This is a genomic window from Burkholderia sp. F1 (assembly GCF_050813845.1).
GTDB classification, from domain to species: domain Bacteria; phylum Pseudomonadota; class Gammaproteobacteria; order Burkholderiales; family Burkholderiaceae; genus Burkholderia; species Burkholderia ubonensis.
In genome coordinates, this window is sequence record NZ_CP172421.1 from 2,818,914 (window position 1) to 2,833,038 (window position 14,125).

Below are 14,125 nucleotides of genomic sequence, written 5' to 3' on the forward strand. Positions count from 1 at the left end.
GATATCGGCGATCGGTTTGCGGGTCGCACTCCACCTTGACCAGGACGAACAATTCAATGGGCAATCGTGCATGGCTATACATTCAGGGCGGCGCGCGCTCGGCTCAGGTTGCCGAGTCGAACAATCATTTTCCGATCTTGTGGCGCATCCTGTTGGCCGCGGGCGCGTCAGGAACGGCAATCACCGATCAGCGCGTATTCGGCGATGCCGGCACCGGCAATCTGACCAGTGACGCCGGTGCTGCGCTGGAGCGACTGCGCACGCTCGCTGCCTTTCTGAGCAGGCATTCGCGGCGCGGGGAGGAACCGTGGCTTGCCCGGCAACTCGATGGCGCGGTTCAGTACCTTGGCGAGCAGGTCGCTCGGCTGACTGGAGCCGATGCGTGCCCACGCTTTTCGGCGAACCTCGACGAGTTGTCGTGGCTATCCGACGCCGACGACTTTATTGCAACCTCGCGCGATGCCTGCAATACCACATGGCGGCAGGTGCAGGAATACATGGCGCAGGGCAGCGCGCACGGCGTACGGAAAGCGCTGCACATAGACCGGCCTGCCGACTGGGTCTGGGGATTCGGCTTTGGCGGGCTTTCCCACGCCTATTTCTCACGACAACAGCCGCCTCGCGAGATGACCTACGCGGATTTCATGGCGTCGGGCGGACTCCCGGCCAGCGACCCTTGTTGCGAAACCGCTGAAACGGGCGACTTTCATTCGAGACGGCGGCAGAGATTCCTGAGTGAAGACTACTTTGATTGGCTATTTCCGCTCCTGACTGACGCGACTCGGCACTGGTCCGAAAATGTCGCTCCCGTCGGCAGCACCGAGAGCGAAAGGAAGGCTCTGGCGGGACGCTATCTCGTTTCCTATTGCTACCCGCGCTTTCTGCTCATGTACACGGGAGGTGCCGACATCGAGCTGTTGCGCGACGCACTCGAATCGATCATCGCAGCGTACGAGGACTACACCCACGCCCGCAGGTTGCATGAAGAAGACGACCGTCAACCTCCGCTCCGATTCGGCGACGTCGAGGATTATGAAATCGTGATGCAGCTGATCGGCTTTTGCTACCTGCTGCATCGTCGCGATCTGCTCCCGCGCATCACCGGGATGTTCGATCCCGCCTATCGCGCCCAAGATACGCTGTACGAAGACCTGCTGGCGTACGAGTTCGAAGGTCGATTCGACGTAGACCACTGGCATCACGACGTTCCGTATCGTCCGCTCGTTTTCAGCCTTTACCGGGATACGAAAGCGGAATCGGTCAGCGACATCCGGGAATACCTCGACGCATGGTATCCGGGGATGGGCGCAGCAGCGTGGCACGACGGACACCTCGAAGTGGGCGCCAAGGGAAACGGGAAGAAGCGCTATTTCGGCTACTGGGCCATCGAAGCTGCCGCCGTTGCCTATCTGCTGGAACTGGACGACAGCGCGTTCCGCGACCACGTGTTGTACCCGAAGCACCTCGCCGACTTCGCGCGCAGGTACGATTCATCGGCTGCTGCACCCGCTGATTCGCATTGATCGCTGCGACCGGGTCGTCATTCTGGCGAGTGCTTGGCTACACCGCCGCGGTGCGTTGCGCACCGCCTGCCCGTCGAACGCTCGGAACGTCGTTTCATTACCGGACTGGCGTCATGCTGGTCCGGCTTGATCTGGAATGACAAACAAAAAACCCGGCATTGAGCCGGGTTCTTGTTGGCGAGGTGCGCATCGGTCACTTGCGCTGCACATCGCCAGATGTGCTTGGTTGCGGGGGTAGGATTTGAACCTACGACCTTCGGGTTATGAGCCCGACGAGCTGCCAGACTGCTCCACCCCGCGTCAGAGAAATAAATTATAGGGTCATTGATTACCTACGTCAACACTTTTGTCATTTTTGTTTCTCGATCGGTCGCCGGCCGCATCACGGCGACATCGGCGATGCGACGCATCACGCGCGTTGGCACATCGCGCTCGCGGTAAGATGGCGGCCTTCGAATCAACGCCGCAACCGCACCCGTCCATGAAGATTGCCACCTGGAACGTCAACTCGCTCAACGTCCGCAAGCAGCACGTGCTCGACTGGCTCGCGCAAAGCGGCACCGACGTGCTGTGCCTGCAGGAGCTGAAGCTGCCGGACGACAAATTCCCGCGCGCCGATCTCGAGGCCGCCGGCTATCGCTGCTGGTTCACCGGCCAGAAGACCTACAACGGCGTCGCGATCCTCGCGCGCGACACCCTGCCCTTCGACGAATCGGACGTCACCCGCAACATCCCCGGCTTCGACGATCCGCAACAGCGCGTGATCGCGGCGACGATCGGCGGCGCGCGCATCATCTCCGCGTATTTCCCGAACGGCCAGGCGCCCGACTCCGACAAGTTCGTCTACAAGATGCAGTGGCTCGACGCGCTGAACGCGTGGCTGCGCAGCGAACTGCAGCGCTACCCGAAGCTCGCGCTGCTCGGCGACTACAACATCGCGCCGGAAGACCGCGACGTGCACGATCCCGCGAAATGGGAAGGCCAGAACCTCGTGTCGCCGCAGGAGCGCGCGCACTTCACGGGGCTCGTCGAACTCGGGCTCGTCGACGCGTTCCGCCGCTTCGAGCAGCCCGAGAAGACCTTCACGTGGTGGGACTACCGGATGATGGCGTTCCGCCGCAACGCGGGGCTGCGCATCGACCACATCCTGCTGTCGGCGCCGCTCGCCGAAACCTGCACGTCGTGCGAAGTCGATCGCACGCCGCGCACGTGGGAGCAACCGTCCGACCATACGCCCGTCGTCGCGGTCGTCGGCTGAGCACGCTGCCCGCGCGCGGTCAGCGACGCGCGGGTGCGGGCCCGAGATGGGCCCACAGGAAGCCGAATTCGGCCGCATCGGATTCGGCGCGCTCCAGATCGTCGGCGCTGCCGTGGCCGCCGTCGGTGTTCTCCCAGTACCACACGCTTTCATGGCCGAGCGCGTGCATGCGCGCGGCCATCTTGCGCGCATGCGCGGGATGCACGCGATCGTCGCGCGTCGACGTCGTCAGCAGCAGCGGCGGATACGCGACGCCCTCGCGCACGCGGTGATACGGCGAGTATGCGGCCAGCGCCGCGCCCTCTCGCGGGTCGTCCGGGTCGCCGTACTCGTCCAGCCATGCCGCGCCCGCGTGCAGCTTCGGATAGCGTCGCATGTCGAGCAGCGGCACCCGGCAGAGCACCGCACCAAACAGCTCCGGCCGCTGCACCATGCACGCGGCGACCAGCAGCCCGCCGTTGCTGCCGCCCTCGATGCCGAGTTGCGCGGCCGTCGTCACGCCCGTCCCGATCAGATCCTCGGCCACCGCGATGAAGTCGTCGAACGAACGCTGCCGGTGTTCGCGCTGCGCGTCGACGTGCCAGCGCGGCCCGAACTCGCCGCCGCCGCGGATGTGCGCGAACGCCGCGACGCCGCCGCCCTCGAGCCACGCGATGCCGAGCGCATCGCTGTAGCCCGGCAGGTTCGGCAACGCGAAGCCGCCGTAACCGGACAGCAGGCACGGCCGCGCGACACGCGCATCGTCGTCGGGCGCATCCAGCGCATCGCGCGGCCCGATCAGCGTGTACGGCACCACGGTGCCGTCGCGCGAGCGCGCGCTCGCGCGGCGCACGACGAGCCCGGCCGCTTCGAACTGCACCGGCGGCCGATCGAGCAGCACGCGGCGCGACGGCGCATCGGCCGCACGATCGGCAAGATCGGCCAGCCAGCACTCGGGCGGATCGAGATAGGTGTCGACGTCCACGTACACGTCGTCGTTCAGCGTCAACTCGACGGGCTCGACGTCGATCTGCGCGTCGCCCGGCCAGTCGAACGGCCGCGCGTCCCACGTCCACGCGCCGTCGTCCGCCTGCCGAGGCTGCCACAGCAGCGTCCGGTTGTTCACGTCGTCGAGCCAGCTCGCGATCAGCGTGTTGCGCGTGTGCGACCACGTGCACGCGGACGTCGTCGGCCCCGGCTCGAACAGCGTATCGAACGCGCGCGAACCGGCAAGAAACGCTTCCTCGCGAATCGCGAGCAGCGAGCCGCCCGCGTGGCGCACGCCGCCGCATTCCCAGTCGAGCCGCGGCTCCATCACGAGCCAGCCCTGCCAGAATCCGACTTCGACGTGCGTCGGCACGTCGTAGCGCGCCCACTCGCCTTCGGCTGTCAGCCGGTACGAATGCAGATCGAAGAAATCGACGCTGCGCCATGCGCCGTGGCGGCCGTCGACGGCATCGAACCACGCGCCTACGCTGATGTCGTCGGGCTCGCCGCGAAACACGACGGGCGCGTCGGCGAGCGGCGTGCCGCGCACCCAGCGCCGCGCTTCGTACGGATAGCCTGCCGCGGTCGAATGCGCTTCGCCGCGATCCCAGCTCACGTAGACGGTGTCGCGATCGATCCAGCCGATCGTGTGATGGCCCGGCTCGTCGATCGTGAAACCCCCATCGACGAAGCGGCGCTCTACGAGATCGAACTCGCGCACGACGACCGCGTCGGCGCCGCCCGGCGACAGCGACAGCAGCGCGCGATCGCCGTCCGGATGCAGGATCGCCTCCTGCTCGAACACCCACGACTCACCCTCTTGCGCGCCGAGCGCGTCGACGTCGAGCAGCGTTTCCCACGCCGGCCGGCCCGCGCGCCAGTCGTCCCAGCGCGCGCGGCGCCACAATCCCTTCGGATGAAGGTCGTCCTGCCACAGGTCGTACGCCCAGTCGCGCCAGCGGGTCGGAATCACCGGACGCTCGCGCGGCAGGTAGGCTTGCGCCAGGCGCGCCACGAGCGCGCGATACGCGTCGTCGTCGCGCAGCGCGACGCGCGTGCGCGCATTCTGCTCGTCGACCCACGCGCGGGCACGCGCGCTGTCGAGCGCTTCGAGAAAGCGGAAAGGGTCGGCCCCGGCGGGCCAGCGGAAGGAATCGGACATGGCGAATCGGCGTAACGTCAAACCCCGATTATGTCCGATCGCGGCATGCGCGGCGCCCGCGCATGCCGCACTGCGCGCTCACGGCTCCAGATGCAGTTCCTGGATCTTGCGCGTGATCGTGTTGCGGCCGATGCCGAGCCGCTCCGCCGCCTCGACCTTGCGGCCGCGCGTAAAGTCGAGCGCCTCACGGATCACCGCGGCCTCGAAGCGACGCGCGAGTTCGTCCATCACGTCGGCCGAGTTCTCGCGCAGCAGGCGCGCGACCTCGGTGCGCAGCCCGTGTTCCCACATCGGATAGCCGGCCGGGGCGCTGTTCGGCGCAGCGGCGACAGGCGCGCCCATCACGCCGGCGGCCGGCGACAACGCGGGCGCGTCGCTGCCTGCCGCGTGCGCGTCGGCCGCGTCGCCCATCGCGACGACGGCCGCGCCTGTCGGCACGAGATCGGGCGGCAGGTCCTTGATCTCGACCGTCTGCGCGGGCGCCATCACGGTGAGCCAGTTCGCGAGGTTCTCGAGCTGCCGCACGTTGCCGGGGAACGGCAGCGACGTCAGGTACGCGAGCGCCTCGTCCGACACGCGTTTCGGCTCGACGCCGAGATCGCGCGCGCTCTTCTGCAGGAAGTGACGCGTGAGCAGCGCAATGTCCTCGCTGCGTTCGCGCAGCGGCGGCAGACGCAGCCGGATCACGTTGAGCCGGTGATACAGATCCTCGCGGAACAGCCCCTGCCGCACGCGCGACTCGAGGTTCTGGTGCGTCGCGGCGATCACGCGCACGTTCGCGCGCAGCGGGCTGTGGCCGCCGACGCGATAGAACTGGCCGTCCGACAGCACGCGCAGCAGGCGCGTCTGCAGATCGAATGGCATGTCGCCGATTTCGTCGAGGAACAGCGTGCCGTTCTCGGCCTGCTCGAAGCGGCCCTGGCGCGTGGTCTGCGCGCCGGTGAACGCGCCGCGCTCGTGACCGAACAGCTCCGATTCGAGCAGGTCCTTCGGAATCGCCGCGGTGTTGAGCGCGATGAACGGCCCGTTCGCACGCGGACTGTGACGGTGCAGCGCACGCGCGACGAGCTCCTTGCCGGTGCCCGACTCGCCGGTGATCAGCACGGTCGCGGCCGAATGCGACAGGCGGCCGATCGCGCGGAACATGTCCTGCATCGCGGGGGCCTGCCCGAGCATCTCGGGCGCCTCGGCGACGCGGTCGTCCTGCGGCGCGCCGCCGCGCAGGCTCTCCTCGACCGCGCGGCGGATCAGCTCGACGGCCTTGTCGACGTCGAACGGCTTCGCGAGGTATTCGAACGCGCCGCCCTGGAACGCCGCGACGGCGCTGTCGAGATCGGAGAACGCGGTCATGATGATCACCGGCAGGCCCGGCATCCGCTCGTGCATCGCCTGCAGCAGCTCGAGGCCCGAGCCGCCCGGCATCCGGATGTCGGACACCAGCACCTGCGGCGTCTCGTGGTCGAGCGCGCTGAGCGCGTCGCGCACGTTCGAGAAGCTCTTCGTCGCGAAGCTGTCGCGCGCCAGTGCCTTTTCGAGCACCCAGCGGATCGATTGGTCGTCGTCTACTATCCAGATCGGCTTCATAGGTCGGTCAGATATCTCGGTGAATCGCGGAGTCGCCGCTCAGTGATCGAGCGGCAGCAAAATCTGAAATTCGGTGCGCCCGGGCCGGCTCTCGACCTCGATCATCCCTTCGTGCTGCTGCACGAACGTCTGCGCGAGCGTGAGCCCGAGGCCGCTGCCGTCCTCGCGCCCGGACACGAGCGGGTAGAAGATCCGGTCGCGGATCTCGTCCGGAATGCCCGGTCCGTTGTCGATCACGTGCAAGTCCAGTGCCAGCTTGTACAGGCGCTTCGCGATCGTGATCTTGCGCGCGACCCGCGTGCGCAGCTCGATCCTCGCATCGCCCTGCGCGATCCGCTCGCGCAGCGCCTGCGCCGCGTTGCGCACGATGTTCAGCAGCGCCTGGATCAGCTGCTCCTTGTCGCCGCGCAGGTCCGGCACGCTGACGTCGTAGTCGCGCTCGATCGACAACCCGCGCGGGAACTCGGCGAGCATCACCGCGCGCACGCGCTCGCACACTTCGTGGATGTTCACGTCGCCGACGATGTGCGGATGCCGGTGCGGCTCGAGCAGCCGGTCGACGAGCGTCTGCAGGCGATCGGACTCCTTGATGATGACCTGCGTGTATTCGCGCAGCTCGCCGCGCTCGCGCTCGCCAAGCTCGAATTCGAGCAGCTGCGCGGCGCCGCGAATCCCGCCGAGCGGGTTCTTGATCTCGTGCGCGAGGTTGCGGATCAGCTGCTTGTTGACCGCGGTCAGGTCGTGGATGCGCTCCTCGCGGTCGGTGCGCGACTGGCGCTCGTTCTCGAACAGCTCGACGAGCACGAAATCCGGCGCGCTCTCGAGAAAGCCAACGATCGCATGCACATGCAGCGGCTCGCGGCCGGGCCGGTCGAGCACGGTGTCGAGGTGCGTCGCGTGAAAGCGTTCCTCGCCGATCGCGGTGATCGTCGACGCGAGCTCGTTCGCGTTCGGGAAGATCTCGCCCCACGGCCGCTGCGCGAGCTGGCGGCGCGAGATGTCGAGCATCGCCTCCGCGGACGGATTCGCGAACGCGATCTTCAACGTCTTGCGGTCGAGCACCAGCACGACCGTCGGCAGCGCCTCCAGCCCGGCGAGCAGCCCCGAACGCGCGAGCCGCTCGTCATCCGACAGACGCTCAGGCTGCCCCGTCTTCGCCTTGATCAGATTCTTCAGAACCATCTTGCGTGCTTATCGAGCCCAGGATGCGCAAAAATTGTGAATGCCGCGGAACAAAAAAGGGACGGCTGGGCGCCGTCCCCTTTTCAGATTCCGCTGCTCGCGCCGGGAGTTGCGCGGCGCAAGCGAACCGGCGCGGCGGCGCTTCGCCCGCTGAAGCGTCGAAGCGCCATCGCCGCTTACAGCGAGTAGTACATCTCGAACTCGATCGGATGCGTCGTCATGCGGAACTTCGCGAGCTCCTGCTCCTTCAGAGCGAGGTACGCATCGATCATGCCGTCCGTGAACACGCCGCCGCGCGTCAGGAACTCGCGATCCTGGTCGAGCGCTTCGAGCGCCTGGTCGAGGCCCGCGCAGACGGTCGGGATCTTTGCATCCTCTTCCGGCGGCAGGTCGTACAGGTTCTTGTCGGCGGCTTCGCCCGGATGGATCTTGTTCTGGATGCCGTCGAGACCGGCCATCATCAGCGCCGTGAAGCACAGGTACGGGTTCGCCATCGGGTCCGGGAAGCGCGTTTCGATGCGGCGGCCCTTCGGGTTCGACACGTGCGGAATGCGGATCGACGCCGAACGGTTGCGTGCCGAATAGGCCAGCTTGACCGGTGCCTCGAAGTGCGGAACCAGACGCTTGTACGAGTTCGTCGTCGGGTTCGTGATCGCGTTCAGCGCGCGGGCGTGCTTGATGATGCCGCCGATGTAGAACAGCGCCAGTTCCGACAGGCCGGCGTAGCCGTTGCCCGCGAACAGGTTCTGGCCGTCCTTCCAGATCGACTGGTGAACGTGCATGCCCGAACCGTTGTCGCCGACGACCGGCTTCGGCATGAACGTCGCCGTCTTGCCGTACGAGTGCGCGACGTTGTGGATGATGTACTTCGACCACTGCGTCCAGTCGGCGCGCTGCACGAGCGTCGAGAACTTCGTGCCGATTTCGTTCTGGCCCTGGCCCGCCACTTCGTGGTGGTGCACTTCGACCGGGATGCCGAGCTGTTCGAGCAGCAGGCACATTTCCGAACGCATGTCCTGGAACGTGTCGACCGGCGCGACCGGGAAGTAGCCGCCCTTCGTGCCCGGACGGTGGCCCGTGTTGCCGCCTTCGAATTCCTTGGCCGACGACCACGGCGCTTCTTCCGAGTTGATCTTCACGAAGCAGCCCGACATGTCCGTGTTCCACTGGACCGAGTCGAAAATGAAGAATTCCGGCTCCGGACCGAAGAAGGCCGTGTCGCCGATACCCGTGCTCTTCAGGTACGCTTCGCCGCGCTTCGCGAGCGAACGCGGGTCGCGCTCGTAGCCCTTGCCGTCGGCCGGCTCGACCACGTCGCAGGTCAGCACCAGCGTCGACTCTTCATAGAACGGGTCGACGAACGCGGCGGTCGGATCCGGCATGAGCAGCATGTCCGACGCCTCGATGCCCTTCCAGCCAGCGATCGACGAGCCGTCGAACGCGTGACCGCTCTCGAACTTGTCTTCGTCAAACGCCGACACCGGCACCGACACGTGCTGCTCCTTGCCGCGCGTATCGGTGAAGCGGAAATCGACAAACTTGACGTCCTCGTCCTTCACGAGCTGCATGACGTCGGCGACGGTTTTACTCATAACCTCTTCTCCTGATTGAACAATACCGGCGGACTGGGACCGCCTCGTTTATCGAGCTGCTCGGAGCTTGGCTTTGGCGCAGCGTGCCCCGATTCGACCGAATTCAATAAAGCAGCTTCCGTGCCATGCATGCGCGGGATGGTCGCGAAGCGCGCCGTGGCGCGCCGCGACGAGGCTTCGCCGCGCAATTTCAGGGCCTTGCCGGTTCATCGCAGGCACCTCGATGGTGCGCTTCACCGTACCCGGCACCTCGAATGGACCATTATGGTGCATTTCACGCATTTTGCACCATTTTGGTGAGCACGCGCGCCGTGCGCGGGCCGCGTGGCGCACGCACATCGCGCGGCAGGCAGCGCGCTAGAATATTTGTTTGACCGATAGGGAGACCTCCTGCCATGAGTACGCTCGAACAGCTTTACGCGAAGGCCGACGAACGCCGCGCCCAAGGCGCGCTGAACTATGCCGGCGCGCTGCTGCCGGCCGAGGCATTCGAACTGCTGCAGCTCGACCCGTCGGCACGCCTCGTGGACGTGCGCACCCGCGCCGAGCTGGACTGGGTCGGCCGCCCGCTCGTCGGCGACGGCCAGTACCTGCATCTCGAATGGACCCGCTACCCGGGCGGCGTGCCGAATGCCGAATTCGTCGACCAGCTGAAGGCGGCTGTCGAACCCGGCGCACCGGTGCTGTTCCTGTGCCGCAGCGCCGCGCGCTCGAAACTCGCCGCGCTCGCCGCCACGCAGGCCGGCTACACGAAGGCGTTCGACCTGCTCGAAGGCTTCGAGGGCGCGAAGGACGCCGAAGGCCACCGCAAGACGGTCGAAGGCTGGTGCTTCCGGAAACTGCCGTGGATCGGCGCCTGACGGCGCACGCGCACCGCCTGCGTCATCGTCGAGCCGGGCGATGACATCCCGATGACGGGCCGCCTTGTGAACGACTGCGGCCCGTTGCGTTGGCGCGGCCGGCGCTTACGTGCGCGTCGCGTCAGGCTCGACGATATCGCCGCCGAGCAGGTGCACGCCTTCGCGCAGCTTCACGTACGCGGCCGCGACCGCTTCCGGCTCGCCCTTCACGCCGAGGTCGATATGGCGGCGCGCGTAGATCCCGCCCCGCTCCGCGTCGCCGACGCTCGGCAGGCTGAACACCCGCACGCCCGGAAAATCGCGCTCGATCTTCTCCATCAGCGGCGTGAGCGTCGATTCCGGCAGCTCGAACACGTACAGCGAGCGCTCCGCGTGCGGCGTCGCGTGATGCAGGTGCGCATAGCGCGTGTCGAGCACCCATTCGATCATCGGCCACGCCATCACCGGGAAGCCCGGCACGAAGTGGACGTCGCCGACCGAGAAGCCCGGAATCCGGTTGTAGCCGTTCGGGATGATCGCCGCGCCGCGCGGAAACACGCCCATGTTGAGCCGGTGCCGGTTTTCCGGCGAGTCGAAATCGATCGGCTGGTCCGGGTCGGTGTGCATCTCGCGGATGCGCTCCTGAATCAGCAGCTTCGCATCCGGATGCAGCTCGAGCGGCACGCCAAGCGCCGCGGCCGCGCACTGGCGCGTGTGGTCGTCCGGCGTCGCGCCGATGCCGCCCGTCGAGAACACGATGTCGCCCGCCGCGAACGCGCGGGCGAGCGTCGCGGTGATCCGCGCCGGATCGTCGCCGACGTACTCGGCCCAGTCGAGCGCGAGGCCGCGCGCGCCGAGCAGCTCGATGAGCTTCGCGAGATGCTTGTCCTGCCGGCGACCGGAAAGGATTTCGTCGCCGATGATGATGATGCCGATACTCATGCCTGCCCCATGTCGATGGTGGTGGCGCGCGGCGTCGCGCGCAGGTCCTCCAGCGCGCGCAGGCAGTAATGGCCGAACCACAGCGCCGAGAAAACCAGAATGAACGCGTAAACCCAGATCATCGCCGCCGCGATGAACGGAAACAGCACCATCATCCAGACCGACGACACCCAGATGAAGGTCGGCAGCGTGCCGAGAAACCCGGTCGCGACGCCGATGCCGATCAGCGGCCAGCGGTGCCGCTGCACGAGCGCGCGGCGCTCGTCGCGGCTCGCGTGCTCCGCGAGCGCGTCGTAGGTCATCACCCGATACGTGATCCAGCCTCCGATCACCGGCGGCAGCAGCGCGAAGAACGGCGGGATCAGCCACAGCGGCAGCGTGACGACGAGCGCCGCGATGCCGGCGAACGCCGTCCACAGCGCGTTGAACACGCTGCCGACGAAGGTGCCGCCCCGCTTCATCTCGAGCGCGGCGAACTGGCGGCTCGACAGGTACTTGACCACGACCGGCATCGAAATCGACGCGATCAGCAGCAGCACCGTCAGCACGATCAGCGGAACCGCGAGCGTCACGACGACGAACGGCGCGACGACCGCATGCAATTGCGACAGGCCGATCACGTCGAACACACGGTAGAGCGCCGTCGTCAGCGCGAAGCCGTCGAGCGCGCCGCGCGCGGCGTCGACGAGCGTCTGCCACGCAAACCACAGCAGGACGCCCCAGAACAACGCGGAGACGACGAACGGCATCAGGGTGAGCCAGAGCATCCGCGGGTGCAGCGCGCTCGCGAGTGCCCGGACGAAGGAACGCAGCAAGTCGTTCATGCGAGCCTGGGTCGACGAAGAAAAACGGGGAAAGGATAAACCACGCGGCCCGTCTGCGCCAAAACGCAGACGGGCCGCGGGAAAGGAACGCCCGGTGCAGGAACGGGCATCGCCGGGCGGGAAGAAACGACGGGCGCCGCGCTCAGGCCGATGCCGCGCCGCGCTTCGCGGGGAAGATGCGCCGGAAGATCCGCACGAACGCGAGCCCGTGCTGCGCCCAGAAGCCTTCGCCGTACGACACGCCCTCGATCTGCTCGCGGATGCCGGTCGGCTCGACCGTGCGGTTCCACGACGCGGTGCCGAACATCATGTCCCACCACGGGAACAGCACGCCGAAGTTGCAGCCGTACTTGGTGCCTTCGTGCCCGTAGCCGACCGCGTGATGGCGCCGGTGGAACGTCGGGCTGACGAGCAGGCGCTCGCCGAGCCGGCCGAACGACAGCCGCGCATTGGTGTGCTGAATGCTCTGCGCGAAGTTGGTGAGCGCGGTCAGCACGACGAACTGCGACGGCGACACGCCGATCACGAGCGCGATCGCCGCGAAGAAGCACGACTGGATCACGTCGTCGAGCAGGTGGTTGCGGTCGTCGCACCACAGCGACATCTGCCGCTGGCTGTGATGCACCGCGTGCAGCTCCCACCAGATGCCGATCTTGTGCTGCCAGCGGTGATACCAGTAGCCGGCGAAGTCGAGCACGACGACATAGATCGCGAACGTGACGATCGGCTGCGACGTGACGCCCGGCCACAGATAGTCGAGGTTGAAGTTCGCGATGCCGTGCAGGCGCAGCCATGCCTGGAAGTTGTCGAACAGCGGCTGCAGCGCGAAGAAGAAGAACAGCGAGTAGATGCCGAGCTTCGCGATCACCGTATAGATCACGTCGACCCGCACCGCCTTGCGGTTCGTCCATTTCTCGACCGGCCGCAGCGCCTCGAGCGGGCGCAGCAGCACGAACATCGCGACGATCTGCAGCGCGCCGACGATCACCCAGTAGAGCGCGTCATAAGTATCCTCGTCATAGTCCATCAGGTTGAACTTGAAGAGGAGCGGCTGCACGATGTCGACGTACAGCCAGGTCTGGATGTCCGACACGAACGCGTCGATCAGGTGCAGCATCGTTTGCTCCCGAGCGTCACGCGCCGTTCGCCGCCTTCCACGGCGCGCGGTCGTAGAAGTAGATCCCGTGCGGCGAGCGGCCGACGGCGATCGTCTGCACCAGCTTGCGCGACGCCAGGTCGATGATGCCGACCTTCTTCGCGAAGCGGAACGTCACCCACAGCGTCTTCTTGTCGGCGGACAGCTCCATGTCGTCGGGGCCGGGCAACAGGCCCGTGATGTCGCCGACGTTGGTGAGCGTGTTCTCGTCGATGATGCTGATCGTGTTCGCGACCCGATTCGTGATCGCGACGTGCGTGCCGTCGGCGAGCGAGCGGAAGTTGTGCGCACCCTTGCCGGTCTGGATCGTCTTCACGACCTTCTGGTTGCGCCAGTCGACGACCGCGACGTAATCGGCGCCTGTCATCCCGACGAGCAGGTACTTGTCGTCCGGCGTCAGCCACAGGCCCGCCGGCACCTTGCCGACCGGCATCTTCCACTTGACCGTCTGGGTAGCGAGGTCGACCGCCGCGATCTCGCCGGACACCTGCAGCGACACGAGCACGGTCTTGCTGTCCTTCGTGAACGCGAGGTGGCTCGGCATCACCGCGAGCGGCAGGCGCTTCGCGATCTTCACGTCACGGCCGTCGTAGCTGTAGATGTCGAGGCGATCGAGGCGCAGCCCGGTCGACACGAACCACTTGTGATCGGGCGAGAAGCCGAGCTGGTACGGATCCTCGATGCCTTCGACCGTGCGTTGCAGCTTGCCCGTCTTGGGATCGACGAACATCAGGCTGTTCGAGACCGAATTCGCGACGATCAGCGACGCATTGTCGGGCGTCGCCATCAGGTGGTGCGGTTCCTTGCCGGTCGGCATCGTGCCGACGACCTGGCGGCTCTGCTGGTCGATCAGGGAAAGTGTCGCTTCGGCCGAATTGAGGACGATGACGTTATTCGCGTGTGCGGCGGGCGCCAGCACGGCAGCGGCCAGCGCAAGCGTGCGGCCGAGGGAAAGAAAAGTGCGCATGAAGACTCACGTCGAAGAACAACCGTCATTGTAAAACGGACGACCACCCCCGCCGGTTGACGGAAACGGACGTTGCGCCACTTCGACGCACGGCCGGCGGCGGCGTTCCCGCTCGCGCAAAAGATTCCTG

The 14,125-nt window shown here is 66.5% G+C and carries 11 protein-coding genes and 1 tRNA gene; 3 read left to right on the forward strand and 9 right to left on the reverse strand.

What is annotated here, in order from left to right; all coding sequences use genetic code 11:
• Window positions 1–56: 56 nt before the first annotated feature.
• Entirely contained in the window at window positions 57–1,523 is a 1,467-nt protein-coding gene (locus ACFIMZ_RS13300; protein ID WP_431819920.1) for a PoNe immunity protein domain-containing protein, read from the forward strand.
• Window positions 1,524–1,746: 223 nt separating this feature from the next.
• On the opposite strand, the gene ACFIMZ_RS13305 is transcribed toward ACFIMZ_RS13300, so the two are convergent.
• Window positions 1,747–1,823: transfer RNA gene (locus tag ACFIMZ_RS13305), tRNA-Met, on the reverse strand.
• A 181-nt stretch (window positions 1,824–2,004) separates the two neighbouring features.
• On the opposite strand from ACFIMZ_RS13305, the gene xth reads away from it, so the two are divergent.
• The gene (gene xth, locus ACFIMZ_RS13310; protein WP_431819921.1) at window positions 2,005–2,781 is read left to right on the forward strand and encodes an exodeoxyribonuclease III; all 777 of its coding nucleotides are present in this window, start codon (window positions 2,005–2,007) and stop codon (window positions 2,779–2,781) included.
• Window positions 2,782–2,800: 19 nt separating this feature from the next.
• On the opposite strand, the gene ACFIMZ_RS13315 is transcribed toward xth, so the two are convergent.
• The 4 genes from ACFIMZ_RS13315 to glnA all read right to left on the reverse strand — a co-directional run bounded on the left by ACFIMZ_RS13315 (window position 2,801) and on the right by glnA (window position 9,267).
• Window positions 2,801–4,909, reverse strand: coding sequence for a prolyl oligopeptidase family serine peptidase (locus ACFIMZ_RS13315; protein ID WP_431819922.1), 2,109 nt, complete (start codon window positions 4,907–4,909; stop codon window positions 2,801–2,803).
• Window positions 4,910–4,987: 78 nt separating this feature from the next.
• Window positions 4,988–6,493 (reverse strand): nitrogen regulation protein NR(I), encoded by a 1,506-nt coding sequence (gene ntrC, locus ACFIMZ_RS13320; RefSeq protein ID WP_431819923.1) that lies wholly within the window; start codon window positions 6,491–6,493, stop codon window positions 4,988–4,990.
• Window positions 6,494–6,532: 39 nt separating this feature from the next.
• The gene (gene glnL, locus ACFIMZ_RS13325; protein ID WP_431819924.1) at window positions 6,533–7,675 is read right to left on the reverse strand and encodes a nitrogen regulation protein NR(II); all 1,143 of its coding nucleotides are present in this window, start codon (window positions 7,673–7,675) and stop codon (window positions 6,533–6,535) included.
• 176 nt (window positions 7,676–7,851) lie between these two features.
• Entirely contained in the window at window positions 7,852–9,267 is a 1,416-nt protein-coding gene (gene glnA, locus ACFIMZ_RS13330; protein WP_431819925.1) for a type I glutamate--ammonia ligase, read from the reverse strand.
• A gap of 395 nt (window positions 9,268–9,662) precedes the next feature.
• On the opposite strand from glnA, the gene ACFIMZ_RS13335 reads away from it, so the two are divergent.
• Complete coding sequence (locus ACFIMZ_RS13335) at window positions 9,663–10,127, forward strand: rhodanese-like domain-containing protein (RefSeq protein WP_010091916.1); 465 nt, start codon at window positions 9,663–9,665, stop codon at window positions 10,125–10,127.
• Between the two features lie 105 nt (window positions 10,128–10,232).
• Here the strand turns inward: ACFIMZ_RS13335 and ACFIMZ_RS13340 are convergent, their stop codons facing one another.
• The 4 genes from ACFIMZ_RS13340 to ACFIMZ_RS13355 form a co-directional block, all read right to left on the reverse strand.
• A complete protein-coding gene (locus ACFIMZ_RS13340) occupies window positions 10,233–11,048 on the reverse strand; it encodes a competence/damage-inducible protein A (RefSeq protein ID WP_431819926.1) in 816 nt (271 codons plus the stop codon).
• A complete protein-coding gene (locus ACFIMZ_RS13345) occupies window positions 11,045–11,872 on the reverse strand; it encodes an EI24 domain-containing protein (protein ID WP_431819927.1) in 828 nt (275 codons plus the stop codon). Before ACFIMZ_RS13345 ends, ACFIMZ_RS13340 begins: the two co-directional genes overlap by 4 nt.
• 142 nt (window positions 11,873–12,014) lie before the next feature.
• On the reverse strand, window positions 12,015–12,989 hold the full coding sequence (locus tag ACFIMZ_RS13350) for a sterol desaturase family protein (RefSeq protein WP_431819928.1): 975 nt from the start codon (window positions 12,987–12,989) through the stop codon (window positions 12,015–12,017).
• Between the two features lie 16 nt (window positions 12,990–13,005).
• Complete coding sequence (locus ACFIMZ_RS13355) at window positions 13,006–13,995, reverse strand: beta-propeller fold lactonase family protein (protein ID WP_431819929.1); 990 nt, start codon at window positions 13,993–13,995, stop codon at window positions 13,006–13,008.
• Window positions 13,996–14,125: the final 130 nt, after the last annotated feature.